Here is a 15,986-nt window from a genome sequence, read left to right as displayed (position 1 = left end):
CTCTCTCAGGCGCTGAAAATAGCGCCTGTTTTATTTCTGGCATATGGGGTTAACGTGGCGCAGGCGGAAGTATTGAATCAGGAATCGCTGGCTAAACAGGTTCTGCATGAAACCTTTGGCTACCAGCAGTTCCGTCCTGGCCAGGAAACCATCATTGATACCGTGCTGGAAGGGCGTGATTGCCTGGTGGTGATGCCAACTGGCGGCGGTAAATCGCTCTGCTATCAGGTTCCCGCGCTGGTGCTCAACGGCCTGACGGTCGTGGTATCACCCCTTATTTCGCTGATGAAAGACCAGGTTGACCAACTGCTCGCCAACGGCGTGGCGGCAGCCTGTCTTAACTCCACGCAGACGCGTGAGCAGCAGCAAGAGGTGATGGCCGGTTGCCGTACCGGGCAGATCCGCCTGCTGTATATCGCACCAGAGCGCCTGATGCTGGATAACTTCCTCGATCATCTGGCGCACTGGAACCCGGTTCTGCTGGCGGTGGATGAAGCGCACTGTATCTCGCAGTGGGGGCACGATTTCCGCCCGGAATACGCCGCGCTTGGTCAGCTGCGTCAGCGCTTCCCCGAGCTGCCGTTTATGGCGCTCACCGCAACGGCAGATGACACAACGCGTCTGGATATCGTTCGCCTGCTTGGGCTGAATGATCCGCTGATTCAGGTCAGTAGCTTCGACCGCCCGAACATCCGCTATATGCTGATGGAAAAATTCAAGCCGCTGGATCAGCTTCTGCGTTATGTGCAGGAGCAGCGCGGCAAGTCGGGTATCATCTACTGTAACAGCCGTGCGAAGGTGGAGGACACCGCCGCACGTCTGCAAAACCGTGGCTTTAGCGCTGCGGCCTATCATGCTGGCTTAGAAAATCACATTCGCGCCGACGTGCAGGAGAAATTCCAGCGCGACGACCTGCAAATCGTGGTCGCAACGGTGGCGTTCGGGATGGGGATTAACAAGCCCAACGTGCGCTTTGTGGTGCACTTCGATATCCCGCGTAATATTGAATCCTACTACCAGGAAACTGGCCGTGCCGGGCGTGATGGTCTGCCAGCCGAGGCGATGCTGTTTTACGATCCGGCTGATATGGCGTGGCTGCGTCGCTGCCTGGAAGAGAAACCGCAGGGACAGTTGCAGGATATCGAACGTCATAAGCTCAATGCGATGGGGGCGTTCGCTGAAGCGCAAACCTGCCGCCGTCTGGTACTGCTCAACTACTTCGGTGAGGGGCGTCAGGAGTCGTGCGGCAACTGCGATATCTGTCTTGATCCGCCGAAGCAGTACGATGGCCTGATGGACGCGCGTAAAGCGCTCTCGACCATCTACCGTGTTAATCAGCGCTTCGGGATGGGCTACGTGGTGGAAGTGCTGCGTGGAGCCAACAACCAGCGCATCCGCGATATGGGGCACGACAAACTTCCCGTCTACGGGATTGGCAAAGAGCAGAGTCACGAGCACTGGGTGAGTATCATCCGCCAGCTGATCCACCTGGGGTTCGCCGCGCAAAACATTGCCCAGCACTCCGCGCTTCAGCTTACTGAAGCCGCACGTCCGGTGCTGCGCGGTGACATTGAACTGAAGCTCGCCGTTCCGCGCGTTATCGCCCTGAAACCACGCGTGATGCAAAAATCGTACGGTGGCAACTATGACCGCAAGCTGTTTGCCAAACTGCGCAAGCTGCGTAAGGCCATTGCCGATGAAGAGAACATTCCACCGTACGTGGTGTTCAACGATGCGACGCTGATTGAGATGGCCGAGCAAATGCCACTCAGCGCTGGCGAGATGCTCAGCGTTAACGGCGTGGGTACGCGCAAACTGGAGCGCTTCGGTAAAGAGTTTATGGCGCTCATCCGTTCTCACGCAGATGGTGATGATGAGGAGTAGTCAGCCGGGCTAAAAAGTGCCAGGATGGTGACTCACTGTATTATTTCCCCGCGAGCTAATTATGTTAATGCTATTTCTCACCGTGGCGTTAGTGCATATCGTTGCGCTGATGAGCCCCGGCCCTGACTTTTTCTTCGTGTCACAAACGGCGGTCAGCCGCTCCCGCAAAGAGGCGATGATGGGCGTGCTGGGTATCACTGCGGGTGTCATGGTCTGGGCGGCGGTGGCGCTACTCGGTCTGAACCTGATTCTGGCAAAGATGGCCTGGCTGCATAACATTATTATGGTCGGCGGGGGTCTCTACCTGTGCTGGATGGGCTACCAGATGCTGCGCGGAGCGCTGAAGAAAGAAGTGAAAAAGCCGGAAGAGCCAAAGGTTGAGCTGGCAACGGGCGGCCGTAGCTTTGTGAAAGGGCTGCTGACCAACCTGGCGAACCCGAAAGCGATCATCTATTTTGGCTCCGTGTTCTCTCTGTTTGTCGGTGACAGCGTGGGCGCGGGGGCGCGCTGGGGTATCTTCCTGCTGATTGTCGTTGAGACGTTTGCCTGGTTCACCGTGGTGGCAAGCCTGTTTGCCTTACCGGCAATGCGCCGTGGTTACCAGCGCATCGCAAAGTGGATTGACGGTTTTGCCGGCGCGTTGTTCACCGGCTTCGGTATCCATTTGATTATCTCTCGCTAAGCATGACGCGCTGACGCCAGGAGCGCGCCAACCAGCATAAACAACGAACCGAACACTTTATTCAGGGCCTTCATCTGCTTAGGCCCTTTAATCCAGGCCGCGATTTGCTGCGCCAGCGTCGCGTAACCAATCATCACAATGATGTCGACAACAATGGTGGTCGTACCCAGCACCACGTACTGCATCACCTGCGGCTGGTGTGGCACGATAAACTGCGGGAACAACGCGGCCAGGAAAACAATGCTTTTCGGGTTAGTCAGGTTAACGAACACTGCGCGTTTAAACAGACGACCGCGCGTTTGTGCCTGAGCGAGTGTGTTCAGGTTGATTGATCCTGCGGCACGCCATTGCTGAATACCCAGCCAAATCAGATATGCCGCGCCGGCCCATTTCAGCACCTCAAACGCCAGTACAGAGCGGGAGAACAATGTCCCCAGACCAATCCCTACCAGCACGATGTGAATGCCCAGCCCGGTCTGCAAGCCGGCAATGGACGCCGCCGCACCGCGATAGCCGTGGTTGATGGATGTGGTCATGGTATTGATCGCGCCAGAGCCAGGGGAAAGGCTGAGGATGATGGATGTCAGCAGGTAAGCGAACCACCACTCGAAGGTCATTTGAAACTCCCGAATCGTCTGTTTTTATGCCACAATACGCTATTGCTGAGTCATTTTGTGACCAGTGATGAAAAAACGATATTCCTTGGCTTACAGGGGTGGAAACCCGATGTTTCAGCAGAAAAAGGACTGGGAAACACGAGAAAACGCATTTGCTGCTTTCTCTATGGGGCCGCTGACCCATTTCTGGCGGCAACGTGAGGAAGATGAATTTACAGGCGTAGGTCGTGTTCCGGTACGCTTTGTCCGTTTTCGGGATAAGAAAAATGATCGGGTGATTGTGATATGCCCGGGGCGTATAGAAAGCTACGTTAAATATGCCGAACTGGCTTATGATCTGGTCCATACAGGGTTCGATGTCCTGATTATTGACCATCGTGGGCAGGGGCTTTCCGGTCGTATGTTATCGGACACGCACCGTGGTCATGTGGATAATTTCAGCGATTACGTCGACGATCTTGCCGCATTCTGGCAACAGGAAGTTCAGCCAGGCCCGTGGCGTAAGCGTTATATCCTTGCGCACTCAATGGGCGGTGCGATCTCCACACTGTTTTTGCAGCGTTACGAGCACCAGTGCGATGCCATTGCGCTCACCGCGCCGATGTATGGCATCGTGATGCGTTTTCCTGACTGGATGGTGCGTCATATTCTTGACTGGGCTGAGGGCCATCAGCGCATTCGTGAAGGGTATGCCATCGGGACAGGACGCTGGCGGGCACTACCGTTTGCCATCAATGTGTTAACCCACAGTCGGCAGCGTTATCGCCGTAACCTGCGCTTTTATGCCGATGAACCGCGTTTACGCGTCGGTGGTCCCACTTATCACTGGGTGCGGGAAGGCATTCTGGCCGGTGAGCAGGTATTGACTGGCGTCGGCAATGACGACACACCGACACTCCTGATTCAGGCGGAAGAAGAGCGTGTGGTCGATAACCGCATGCATGACCGCTTTTGTGAACTGCGCGCCGCCGCCGGTCACCCTTGTGAAGGGCGAAAACCGCTGGTTATAAACGGCGCATTCCATGAGATCCTTTTCGAAAAGGACGCTATGCGCTCAGTCGCGCTTAACGCCATTGTTGAGTTTTTCAACCGGCATAACTGATTTTCTATTGAGGTTAAATTTCCCTATGTACCAGGTTGTTGCATCTGATTTAGATGGCACACTACTTTCCCCCGACCACACCCTGTCGCCTTATGCGAAAGAGACCCTGAAACTCCTGACTGCCCGTGGCGTGAACTTTGTGTTTGCCACCGGTCGCCACCACGTGGATGTAGGGCAGATCCGCGATAATCTGGACATCAAGTCCTACATGATCACCTCCAACGGTGCGCGAGTACACGATACCGATGGCAACCTGATTTTCACTCACAATCTGGATCGTGGCATTGCCGCCGATCTGTTTGGTGTTGTGCATAACAACCCGAATATCGTCACCAACGTTTATCGCGACGATGAGTGGTTTATGAACCGCCACCGTCCGGAAGAGATGCGTTTCTTTAAAGAGGCGGTATTCCAGTATTCGCTGTACGAGCCGGGTCTGCTGGAGCCGGAAGGCGTCAGTAAAGTGTTTTTCACCTGCACCAGCCATGAAGAACTGTTGCCGCTGGAGCAGGCGTTTAATGCGCGCTGGGGTGACCGCGTCAACGTCAGTTTCTCTACGCTTACCTGTCTGGAGGTCATGGCGGGCGGTGTCTCGAAAGGTCACGCGCTGGACGCTGTCGCCAGGCGTATGGGTTTTGGCCTGAAAGACAGCATTGCCTTTGGTGATGGTATGAACGATGCAGAAATGCTCTCGATGGCAGGGAAAGGCTGCATTATGGAGAATGCGCACCAGCGTCTGAAAGATCTGCACCCCGAGCTGGAAGTGATTGGTTCGAACGCCGATAACGCGGTACCAAAATATCTGCGCAAATTGTTCCTTGAATAATCTTTAATTGGTTATTTACTGCCCAGTTGTCAACTGAGTAGTTCGCTACAATGCCTGTCCTTCTTTCTGAGAGACAAGCATTGTGGCGCTACTCATTATCACCACTATCCTGTGGGCCTTCTCCTTTAGCCTGATCGGTGAATACCTTGCCGGACATGTTGACAGCTACTTCTCGGTACTGATGCGTGTCGGGCTGGCGGCGCTGGTGTTCCTGCCGTTTTTGCGTACTCGCGGGCAGTCGCTAAAAACCATTCTGCTGTACATGCTGGTGGGGGCGATGCAGCTCGGCATCATGTATCTGTTCAGCTTCCGGGCATACGTCTACTTGTCCGTCTCCGAATTCCTGTTGTTTACCGTGCTGACACCGCTCTACATCACGCTGATTTACGATCTGCTGAGCAAGCGTCGCTTACGCTGGGGCTATGTGCTGAGTGCGCTGCTGGCGGTTGTGGGGGCGGCGATTATTCGCTATGACAAAGTGAGCGATCACTTCTGGACTGGCCTGATGTTCGTGCAGCTGGCGAATATCAGCTTTGCTATTGGTATGGTTGGCTACAAACGCCTGATGGAAACCCGTCCGATGCCACAGCATAACGCGTTCGCCTGGTTCTATATGGGGGCTGCTATCGTCGCGGTGGCGGCGTGGTTTATGCTCGGTAACCCGCAAAAACTGCCGACCACCTCCGTGCAGTGGGGCATTCTGGTCTGGCTGGGCGTGGTGGCATCCGGGTTGGGGTATTTCATGTGGAACTACGGCGCTACACAGGTAGACGCCGGTACGCTGGGGATTATGAACAACGTTCATGTGCCTGCGGGGCTACTGGTGAACCTCGCCATCTGGCAGGAACAACCGCACTGGCCGAGCTTCCTTACTGGAGGGACGGTGATCCTGGCTTCGCTGTGGGTACATCGCCGTTGGGTCGCTCCGCGCTCCGCACAAACGGAAGATGGTCGCACGCGTGGTTCCGCGCTGAGCGAATAAACGCTTCCGTTACTGGCTGACGCTGCTCGCCGTCGCGCACGGCGGCGTACAGCCGGCTCCACAGTCCTTCACCCAGGGTTTTGGTCACGACCAGACCCTGGCGTTCAAAGCTTTCCACCACCCAGTGAGGCAGCGCCGCGATACCCATTCTGGCCGCAACCATCTGAATCAACAGCAGGGTGTTATCCACGCTTTTCAGCTGTGGGCTAATACCTGCGGGCTGCAGGAAGTGACGCCAGATATCCAGGCGGCTGCGCTGCACCGGGTAAATCAGCAGCGTTTCCGTCGCCAGATCTTCCGGCGTGATGCGCGTTTTACTGGCCAGAGGGTGATCCGGAGCCAGAACCAGGCGCACTTCAAAATCAAACATCGGCGAATAGTGCAGACCACTGCGCGGCAGAATGTCTGAGGTCATGACCAGATCCAGCTCGCCCTGCTGGAGCGATGGCTGAGGGTCAAACGTCACACCGGATTTAAAGTCCATCTCCACCTGCGGCCACTTCTGACGGAAGCTCTCAAGCGCAGGGGTCAGCCACTGAATACAGCTGTGACACTCAATTGCGATACGCAGTTTGGTTTGCTGCGGCTCGTTGCAGGATTGCAGGGCGCTGGCAATCTGCGGCAGCACCTGGTTGGCCAGCTGCAACAGGATCTCACCCTGCGGCGTAAAGCGTAGCGGCTGACTCTTACGCACAAAAAGACGAAAGCCGAGGCGTTGTTCCAGATCGCTGAACTGGTGAGAAAGGGCGGACTGGGTCTGGTGCAGTGTGGCCGCAGCCGCTGCGAGAGAACCGCAGTTCCGCAACGCTTGTAGCGTTTTCAGGTGTTTTATCTCGATCATGAAAGTCCTTCACTTCGGCATGAACATTTTGCGCTTGAGGAATATACAGTAACCGCCAATTATGGATGTGTAAACATCTGGACGTCTAAATCGTAAAAATTCACAAGGGGCATACCATGACAATCCGTAATCACACTCTCGGTTTCCCTCGCGTTGGCCTGCGTCGCGAGCTGAAAAAAGCGCAAGAAAGCTACTGGGCGGGCAACACGACCCGTGAAGAACTGCTGACCGTTGGCCGCGAGCTGCGTGCCCGTCACTGGGATCAGCAAAAACAGGCGGGTGTTGACCTGCTGCCAGTGGGCGATTTCGCCTGGTACGACCATGTTCTGACCACCAGCCTGCTGCTTGGCAACGTGCCGGCTCGTCATCAGAACAAAGATGGATCGGTAGATATCGACACCCTGTTCCGCATTGGCCGTGGCCGTGCGCCAACAGGGGAGCCAGCGGCAGCGGCGGAAATGACCAAGTGGTTCAACACCAACTATCACTACATGGTGCCGGAGTTCGTAAAAGGCCAGCAGTTCAAACTGACCTGGACGCAACTGCTGGACGAAGTGGACGAAGCGCTGGCACTGGGGCATCAGGTAAAACCTGTGCTGTTGGGGCCGGTTACGTACCTGTGGCTGGGTAAAGTGAAAGGCGAGCAATTTGACCGTCTCAGCCTGCTGAACGATATTTTGCCGGTCTACAAACAGGTGTTGATTGAGCTGGGTAAACGCGGCATTCAGTGGGTGCAAATTGATGAGCCAGCGCTGGTGCTTGAGCTGCCGAAAGAATGGCTGAACGCCTTCAAACCGGCTTACGACGCGCTGACGGGTCAGGTGAAGCTGCTGCTGACCACGTACTTTGAAGGTGTCACGCCAAACCTCGACACGATCGCGGCGCTGCCGGTTCAGGGGCTGCACGTTGACCTGGTTCATGGCAAAGATGATGTGGCGGAGCTGCACAAGCGTCTGCCAACGGACTGGCTGCTCTCGGCGGGTCTGGTCAACGGTCGCAACGTCTGGCGTGCCGATCTGACGGAGAAGTATGCACAGATTAAAGATGTCGTCGGTAAACGCGATCTGTGGGTCGCCTCTTCCTGCTCCCTGCTGCATAGCCCCATCGATCTGAGTGTGGAAACCCGCCTGGATGCGGAAGTGAAAAGCTGGTTTGCCTTCGCCCTGCAGAAATGTGAAGAGCTGTCGCTGCTGCGTGATGCGCTGAACACGGGCGATACGGCGGCGATTACCGAATGGAGCGCGCCGATTCAGGCACGTCGTCACTCCACCCGCGTTCACAATGCGGCGGTCGAAAAACGTCTGGCGGCCATCACGGCGCAGGACAGCCAGCGTCAGAACGCTTACAGCGTGCGTGCCGAAGCCCAGCGCGCCCGCTTCAGCCTGCCTGCGTGGCCGACCACCACAATCGGTTCTTTCCCGCAGACAACGGAGATCCGCGGCCTGCGTCTGGACTTCAAAAAGGGCAACCTGGATGCGAACCACTATCGCACCGGCATCGCTGAACACATCAAACAGGCGATTATCGAGCAGGAACGCTTAGGTCTGGACGTGCTGGTACATGGTGAAGCCGAGCGTAACGACATGGTGGAATACTTTGGTGAACACCTGGACGGCTTCGTCTTTACCCAGAACGGCTGGGTGCAGAGCTACGGCTCCCGCTGCGTGAAGCCGCCGGTGGTGATCGGCGATGTCAGTCGCCCGGAAGCGATCACCGTTGAGTGGGCGAAGTATGCGCAATCTCTCACCGACAAACCGGTGAAAGGCATGCTCACCGGCCCAGTGACGATCCTCTGCTGGTCGTTCCCGCGTGAAGACGTAAGCCGCGAAACCATCGCGAAACAGATTGCACTGGCGCTGCGTGACGAAGTGGCGGATCTGGAAGCGGCGGGCATTGGCATCATCCAGATTGATGAACCGGCACTGCGCGAAGGTCTGCCGCTGCGTCGCAGCGACTGGGATGCGTATCTGGCCTGGGGCGTGGAAGCCTTCCGCATCAACGCCGCCGTCGCGAAGGACGACACGCAGATCCACACCCATATGTGTTACTGCGAGTTTAACGACATCATGGATTCCATTGCTGCGCTGGATGCTGATGTGATCACTATTGAGACATCACGTTCAGACATGGAACTGCTGGAGTCATTCGAAGAGTTCGACTACCCGAACGAAATCGGGCCGGGCGTGTATGACATCCACTCACCGAACGTGCCGGACGTAGAATGGATTGAAGCCTTATTGCAGAAAGCGGCTCAGCGTATCCCGGCGGAGCGTCTGTGGGTGAACCCGGACTGCGGCCTGAAAACCCGCGGTTGGCCGGAAACCCGCGCGGCGCTGGCAAACATGGTGAAGGCGGCGCAGAATCTGCGTCAGGCGTAACCGGAAAACCTCTCCCTTCATTGTGGAGAGGTGTTTTATCCCCCGCTTAGCCTTGCACTTAAGGCCGGGTGCTGCAGGTAGTCCATGCACCAGCGGCACACTTTCCCCATACCGTCTGAACGGGCTGCCAGAAAAAGCGTTGTGGCATGTTTGTGTTCACGCATCGGTTTTTTGAGTAGCGTTCCCCTGTTGAGCAACGGTAGCGCCAGATGGTGCGGAATATAGCCAATCCCCACATTTTGCTCGATTAATGCAATGGCGGTGGTGAAATCAGGCACAAAAAGCGGTTTTTGCCCCTCCAGCAGCCAGGCCTGTTGCGGTGCGATGCTGATGGATGTGTCACGAATACACACGGCCGAATAGTGACGCAGTTCAGCGTTGTCGAGCGGGTGTCGGGCACCCGCGAGCGGATGCTGTGGGCTGACGACAAAGTCCCATTCCAGCTGCCCTAAAGGGGCGCTGATAATGCCCTCGCTGCCGGGAACGGCATGGGGCGCACCAATCACCAGATCTGCCCGTCTGCCGTACAGTGCATCCCAACAACCGTTGTAGACTTCAAGATTCAGCGTCAGTGTCGTTGACGAGAATTGTTGTTCAAAATCGCGGATGAACTCGACCAGCACGGCGGTGGGAATGATGTTGTTTACCGCAATCGTTAATTCACGTTCAATGCCATCGTGGATCAACACCGTGTTACGTCTGAGTGCTTCCAGATCGCCGAGGATCGTTTTGCTGTGTTCAATAAAATAGCTGCCCGCTGGCGTGAGTTCGATGTAGCGTCCTTTGCGAAGAAACAGTTCTGCGCCAAGCGCTTCTTCCGTTTTTTTGATGGTATAGCTAATGGCGGACGGGACTTTGTTTAGCTGCTCGGCGGCAGTCGTAATGCTCTGGTGTCTGGCGACCAGATGGATCACGCGGAGAGTTTCGTCAGAAATAAACATAGGGTTTCCTGGTCGGCAGAGAGCGGCTGAACCCGGGTTCGATTCAGCCGTAAAAGTGTGCCAATTATACGCAGGAACTATCGGTGTTGACCCAGACGACTGAGCAGCGCGTATGCAATACAGGCCACAACAATGGAGTCTACCGACGGAATAGTGGTCAGAGTGAACACCCCTTTCACGGTCATAAAACCTACAACAGCGCCTGAAATCCACGCGACAAACGTCAGCGCTTTAATTTGTGGTTCCTGCGTCAGAACGGAATCCTGGTAACCGTTGCGGCGGTACATGAAGAAATCGGCAATATAAATTCCGGCGACCGGGGGGGTGGCAATACCGAGGAACAGCAGGAACGGGATAAACCACGCCATAATATCCAGGCTACCGACGATGGCAGACAATCCCCCCAGCGCGAGGGTTATTTGCCATTTAGGAAAGCGGGTCAGTAACGTTGACACGACCAGCGTGCCCTGGAACATATTCCCGGCATTACCCGTTACGCAGGCGAAAATCAGCAACAGCGCGGCAGGCAGTACGGCACCAAAGACTGTCATCGCACCCAGCAGGGAACCCTGGCCGCTAATGGCGCTGGGCGTCGCGCCAGCCCAGTACAGCAGGGGGTAGGCAACCAGAAACGTCAGCCCCGCCGCGATCAGGGCGTGCTTGCGGTTATGCACGAAACTGCCAAAGTCCGGCAGAGTCGCGACCAGAACGATGATCGTGCCAACGACGGTCGATACGGCAACGCCAGTATTCATACTGACAACGGTTTGCGGCATTGCTATGTCGCTGTGGGTGGCAACATACAGGATGTAACACAGAACCAGCACAATTACAGGGACGGCAATCTGGGCGACTTTCCCTAATACCTCAAAGCCAAATGCGGTAGAGGCAACAAAAATCACGCATCCCGCAGCGACCAGCAGCGGCAGTGGAACATTCAGCCCATGCTGTGTGAGCAAATCATGCACGGAATGACCGAACATGCTGGCGGTTACCGCAATCCAGCCGAACAGACTGATGGCCATCAGGATATTGATAGCGATCGCGCCTTTTTCGCCAAACGCATATTTCACAATACCGTACGTTGGCAGGCGGGCTTTTTCGCCCACGCTGATGGTAATGGCAGACAAAATGGTGAGGATGAGTCCACCCAGCAATACCACACTCATCAGGCTGCCGCTGGAAAGCTGGTTACCCAGACTTGAAGATGACAGCAGAACCGGCGTAACGGCGATCCCAAGCAAAATCATGGCGATCCGTAACCCTGACGCAGTGTGAAGACTCTCTTCTGTTTTACGCATATCTTGTTCCCTCTGAAGTGCGCGTTACGCCGTGTGGAAATGGCCGGTGTACTGTCGCCAGCTTCCCTGTTCTGTGATTTCGCGTTGGCCCTCCGTGAGCCAGTTTTCCGCCAGCACGCCCAGCACTTCGCTGCCATCGGCGAGTTTGACTTTACCGATGGCCAGCCCCGCAGGTTCACTCATCAGTAATTCGGCAAAACTGGCGAGCGGAAGCGCCCAAATCTCCAGCGCAACCTGCGTGCCGCCTTGTGCGACGCGGATCATCCCAGGGTGTCTGTCGTTAATGCTCCACAGGCGATAGTGCGCGTCGGTGAGGTCTTCGCGCACGAATACACCGCCTGCCTTGAGCATGTTTTTGTTCAATTCCAGGCCGCGCATCAGGGTGCCATTCACAGCCAGCAGAGTAGTGGTTGTCATATTATTCTCCGGTAAATGTTATGGGGTGATCCAGGTTCCGCTCTGGTGTGAAAGGGCGGCTTTAATGGCCTGCGGGCTGGTGATCAGACCGCTGGCGTATTTACCCTGTTGTTGGCTGGTGTTCACAAAATCGAGAATTGCTTCGACTTTCGGTTGCATGCTACCGACCCCAAATTGCCCCTCTTGCACGAGCGCCTGGGCTTGTTCGACGGTAAGGGTGTCCAGCCATTGCTGCCGGGGCGTGCCGAAGTTGATCGCCACTTTTTCTACCCCGGTGGGAATGAGCAGCAAATCGGCTTGCAGTTGGCTGGCGAGCAGAGCAGACGCGCGATCTTTATCAATCACCGCCTCGACGCCTTTCAGCTGTTGTTGTGCATCGCGAACGACCGGGATCCCGCCACCGCCGCAGGCGATGACGATATAGCCCTGCTTCACCAGTTGGGCAATGGTGTTGTGTTCAATGATTTCCAGAGGTGAGGGAGAAGGCACGGTGCGTCGCCAGCCCCGGCCCGCATCTTCCATCAGTGTCCAGCCGAGTTGCTGCTGACGTTCGCGGGCGGTCGCTTCATCAAGGAATGCACCGATAGGTTTGGTTGGGTTTGCGAAGGCGTCATCCTCCTCACTGACCCGTGTTTGCGTCACCAGAGCAATAACGGGTTTGTGAATACCGCGACGTGCCAGGGCGTTATGCAGCGCTTTCTGGAACATATAGCCGATTGCGCCCTGGGTATCGCCCACGGCGTAATCCAGTGGGACGGGGGCAACTTCACCGCTCGCCAGTTCGGAACGGCGTAAAATAAACCCTACCTGCGGGCCATTGCCGTGGGTCAATACCAGATCCCACCCGGCCTCGACCATATCGGTGATATGTTCAACGCTTTCAATCACCGCATCGTATTGATCGGGAATGCTATTCCGTCGATCGTCCTGGATCAGGGCGTTACCACCGACAGCAACGACAGCCAATGGCCTGCTCATTGTGGTTCTCCTTTTGCAACGATCTGCGCCAGTGTGGAAATTGCCTCGACAAAGCAGGGCATGGGAGCGGTCGTGATGCCCGCTCCAATCTGGCCGATGCCGGCCTGTTTGTGCGCAATCCCGGTGTTGATGACGGGTAAAATACCGCGGTCGGCGACCTTGCGGGCGTCGATACCGGCAGCCGTCGGGGCAAAGTTCAGGGCTGGCAGTGTGAAGGCCGGGTTACCACCCAGGGTAATTGACTGCATGCGGCGGCTATTGTTGGTCGCATCTGCGGGGGTTCCACCGACAAATTTTACAATTGCAGGGGAAGATGCCATTGCAAATCCACCCACGCCGGCGGTTTCCGTAATGGCGCTATCACCAAGATCTGCGGCAGCATCGTCCACGCCATAGCCCGGGAAAAATAGCCCTTCGACCGCGTTGGCTGGAGCCTGGAACCATTGCTCTCCGGTGCCGGACAAGCGAATGCCGAAATTAACACCGTTGCGTGCCATCACCGTAACCATTGAACTGAATGGCACACCGGCGGCTGCGTCCATCATGGCTTTACAGGCCGCCATCGACAGGTTGAGGAAGAAGTGATCGTTGCTGGTGATAAAGGCCACGACCTTTTGTACGCTCGTACCAGGCAAGTTGCAGGCCAGTAGCGCGGGCAGCAGGCGTTTGATCAGTAGACCGGTTGCTGCGGCGTTACGGTTATGGACTTCATCACCCATATGTAACGCCTGTGCCATCAGCGGTTTTAACTCCAGCTCGCCCAGGTGACGCACGGCGGCTTTAAGCGCAGGTCCCAGCTCATCGCGCATCCAGCACAGACGTTCGAGCACTTCTTCGTTGTTGGCACCAAAGCGTAAAACCTTACCTAACCCTTCGTTAAAATTGCTGAAGGCGCGTTGTCCGTTGGTTTTATTTTCAATAACCCACAGCGGCATAGACGGGCTGATAATGCCAGCCATCGGCCCAATGGCGTGATGGTGATGACATGGCTCAAGTGCTACCTCTCCCGCCAGGATCTGTCTCTCGGCCTCTTCATGGCCGCTAGCCCAGCCTTCAAACAACATTGCACCCACAATGGCCCCTTTCACCGGGCCGCACATGTTTTCCCAGCGAATGGGCGGGCCGGAATGCAGGATGAGTTTGCGATGAGCCATTTCGGGAATCGCTTCGCTGGCCGGCATGACATCCACCAGAGCCGGCTGGGCACTGAGGTAACGCGCCATCGCAATCTGGTTGGCGTGTTCTACTAAGGGGTGATGCAGCAGAGAGGCAAGATCGTGTCCGGCATCGATATTGCCCAGCGCAGGGGGTTGCCAGCTGAGTGCGATAACCTCGCCACCGACTTTCTGGATATTACTGGCAAAGCTCTGAAGCCCGACATTCACTACTTTCAGGGGCTGATTAAATAAGGTGTTCATGCGCAGACGTCCTTCTTCTGGAGCTGAATGTTAGCCACGATGCTGGCCCAGGCTGCGGCCTGCGCGTTGCAATCGGCGATGATGACGCCCGCTTCACGCAGGGCGTCAACCTGGCGGCTGCGCTGTTGTGGATCGGCTTCTGTGCCGCATACATGCGCAATCAATACCGGGGCATGGTGTTTATCAATGTGAGCAAGTTGCTCCAGTAATTCACTGGCAGGGGTTTCGGATGCGCCATATCCCAGCACCACATCGAACAACACAACGGCAGTCTGTGGATCGTTCAGCTCGTTAATGAGGCGCTGGTTGCGCAGCGTGGGGTCAATCATCGGGTGCGGTTTACCGCGGGTGAAATCGTCATCTCCCATGTCGATTAGCGTATGACCGTGGCTCTGCCAGATATCCTGCAGTTTTTTATTTCCGGAAACGGGGGTGTTTGATGCGGCGCTGAAACCGTTTTGTTGGCAGATGAGTTGCGCTTCATAGCAGAACGTCCCTCCCGCGAAGACGCCGCGAATATCCTGCCTTGCCGCAGACAAATTCAGGCAAGCCTGTTGCAGGGTAACGATGTCACGAGGTGTTGGGTCTGCCGGTTTTTCTGGTAATGGCTGATGGTTGGCTAATGCAACCGCGATTTCAGCTGCGCTGGCAAGCGTCATTGCGGCGCTTACGTTAGGGCGTGCGATCTCCTGCGGATCAGAACCAATAAAGTTCACTACCACGGGTTTCCCGGCAAACTGAGCCTGCTCCAGAATGCGCGTAGCCACAGTGGGTGAAGGTGGTTTTGAGATCAAAACGATGACGTCGGTGGCTTCATCTTGCATAAGTGCCTGGAGTCCATCCAGCATGGAAATCCCGCCGATTTCTTCGCTGAGGTCATGGCCGCCTGTGCCCAGAGCCTGCGAGATGCCTGACCCAAGTCTGTCAATACGGCACGTCACCTCCTGCAACCCGGTACCGGATGCACCGACGATACCGATGACCCCGCGTTTAACCACATTAGCAAAACCCAACGGAATACCGTTGATAATGGCAGTGCCACAGTCGGGACCCATCACAATACGGCGATGTGCGTGCGCGAGGGTTTTAATCGCTTTTTCCTGCCCGGAACTGACGTTATCGCTGAACATCATCACGTTCATACCCAGATTCAGCGCTTTTATCGCCTCGGCGGCCGCGTAGTCTCCGGGAACGGAAATCAGCGCCAGATTAGCATCGGCCGCGGTTTCCAGCGCCATATCCAGGCTAACCGGGTCGGGAGATTTGCTGATATCCGCACTCTCTTCAGGCTTACTGTTCAGGCGTTGCTCAGCGAGATCCAGCGCCGCTATGCAAGCGGCTTCTTCTCCCATGACGGCAATGATCAGATCGTTCGGACCGGCGCGGAGCTCCGTACCAAGTCCAGCTTCACGAAGCTGTTCGAGGTTCATCGGGGTTCCCATCACCACTGACGCGTTATGGATACCTGGTAGCTTGCTGATCCGCGCTGAAATCTGCATCAAAGACACAGAGTCCTGGTATAGGTTGCTGAAAACTTTGCTCTGAATTTTCATTATGTTAAGCCTGGTAATGACTGCCCGACAGCAGAGTGCGGACAAAGGGAACCCGCATAGCGTGGT

Annotated in this window: 14 protein-coding genes; 6 read left to right on the top strand and 8 right to left on the bottom strand. The window is 56.0% G+C overall.

Annotation, left to right across the window (positions count from 1 at the left end; genetic code table 11):
* The first annotated feature begins 54 nt into the window (after window positions 1-54).
* Both recQ and rhtC read left to right on the top strand, forming a co-directional pair.
* A complete protein-coding gene (recQ, locus tag ACJ9N4_RS17575) occupies window positions 55-1,884 on the top strand; it encodes an ATP-dependent DNA helicase RecQ (protein ID WP_182273326.1) in 1,830 nt (609 codons plus the stop codon).
* A 61-nt stretch (window positions 1,885-1,945) separates the two neighbouring features.
* Complete coding sequence (rhtC, locus tag ACJ9N4_RS17570) at window positions 1,946-2,566, top strand: threonine export protein RhtC (protein WP_182273327.1); 621 nt, start codon at window positions 1,946-1,948, stop codon at window positions 2,564-2,566.
* Here rhtC and rhtB read toward each other — a convergent pair.
* A complete protein-coding gene (gene rhtB, locus ACJ9N4_RS17565; protein WP_182273328.1) occupies window positions 2,563-3,183 on the bottom strand; it encodes a homoserine/homoserine lactone efflux protein in 621 nt (206 codons plus the stop codon). The genes rhtC and rhtB overlap by 4 nt on opposite strands.
* Window positions 3,184-3,292: 109 nt before the next feature.
* Between rhtB and pldB the strand changes: the two genes are divergently transcribed.
* From pldB to ACJ9N4_RS17550, 3 genes are all read left to right on the top strand, one after another.
* Entirely contained in the window at window positions 3,293-4,285 is a 993-nt protein-coding gene (gene pldB / locus ACJ9N4_RS17560; RefSeq protein ID WP_182273329.1) for a lysophospholipase L2, read from the top strand.
* A 25-nt stretch (window positions 4,286-4,310) separates the two neighbouring features.
* Window positions 4,311-5,111, top strand: a complete 801-nt coding sequence (yigL, locus tag ACJ9N4_RS17555; RefSeq protein ID WP_182919114.1) for a sugar/pyridoxal phosphate phosphatase YigL — start codon at window positions 4,311-4,313, stop codon at window positions 5,109-5,111.
* Window positions 5,112-5,193: 82 nt separating this feature from the next.
* Complete coding sequence (locus ACJ9N4_RS17550; protein ID WP_182273331.1) at window positions 5,194-6,093, top strand: carboxylate/amino acid/amine transporter; 900 nt, start codon at window positions 5,194-5,196, stop codon at window positions 6,091-6,093.
* Here the strand turns inward: ACJ9N4_RS17550 and metR are convergent.
* Complete coding sequence (gene metR, locus ACJ9N4_RS17545) at window positions 5,981-6,934, bottom strand: HTH-type transcriptional regulator MetR (protein ID WP_182273332.1); 954 nt, start codon at window positions 6,932-6,934, stop codon at window positions 5,981-5,983. The genes ACJ9N4_RS17550 and metR overlap by 113 nt on opposite strands.
* A gap of 116 nt (window positions 6,935-7,050) precedes the next feature.
* Here metR and metE point away from each other — a divergent pair, with 116 nt between their 5' ends.
* Window positions 7,051-9,312 (top strand): 5-methyltetrahydropteroyltriglutamate--homocysteine S-methyltransferase, encoded by a 2,262-nt coding sequence (gene metE, locus ACJ9N4_RS17540; RefSeq protein WP_182919113.1) that lies wholly within the window; start codon window positions 7,051-7,053, stop codon window positions 9,310-9,312.
* Window positions 9,313-9,347: 35 nt separating this feature from the next.
* On the opposite strand, the gene ACJ9N4_RS17535 is transcribed toward metE, so the two are convergent.
* The 6 genes from ACJ9N4_RS17535 to fdrA form a co-directional block, all read right to left on the bottom strand.
* Window positions 9,348-10,253, bottom strand: coding sequence for a LysR substrate-binding domain-containing protein (locus ACJ9N4_RS17535; RefSeq protein WP_182273334.1), 906 nt, complete (start codon window positions 10,251-10,253; stop codon window positions 9,348-9,350).
* Between the two features lie 77 nt (window positions 10,254-10,330).
* Window positions 10,331-11,554, bottom strand: coding sequence for a cytosine permease (locus ACJ9N4_RS17530; protein ID WP_411500681.1), 1,224 nt, complete (start codon window positions 11,552-11,554; stop codon window positions 10,331-10,333).
* A 24-nt stretch (window positions 11,555-11,578) separates the two neighbouring features.
* A complete protein-coding gene (locus ACJ9N4_RS17525; protein ID WP_182273336.1) occupies window positions 11,579-11,971 on the bottom strand; it encodes a glutamyl-tRNA amidotransferase in 393 nt (130 codons plus the stop codon).
* Window positions 11,972-11,989: 18 nt separating this feature from the next.
* On the bottom strand, window positions 11,990-12,949 hold the full coding sequence (arcC, locus tag ACJ9N4_RS17520; protein WP_182919110.1) for a carbamate kinase: 960 nt from the start codon (window positions 12,947-12,949) through the stop codon (window positions 11,990-11,992).
* Entirely contained in the window at window positions 12,946-14,367 is a 1,422-nt protein-coding gene (locus ACJ9N4_RS17515) for a DUF1116 domain-containing protein (protein ID WP_411500680.1), read from the bottom strand. Before ACJ9N4_RS17515 ends, arcC begins: the two co-directional genes overlap by 4 nt.
* A complete protein-coding gene (gene fdrA, locus ACJ9N4_RS17510; protein ID WP_182919108.1) occupies window positions 14,364-15,920 on the bottom strand; it encodes an acyl-CoA synthetase FdrA in 1,557 nt (518 codons plus the stop codon). Before fdrA ends, ACJ9N4_RS17515 begins: the two co-directional genes overlap by 4 nt.
* Window positions 15,921-15,986: the final 66 nt, after the last annotated feature.

It is taken from the genome of Enterobacter sp. LM3 (genome assembly GCF_046622475.1).
GTDB classification, from domain to species: domain Bacteria; phylum Pseudomonadota; class Gammaproteobacteria; order Enterobacterales; family Enterobacteriaceae; genus Enterobacter; species Enterobacter cloacae_P.
The sequence above is the reverse complement of the archived record's forward strand: the minus strand, read 5'-3'. Positions and strand labels throughout refer to the sequence as shown.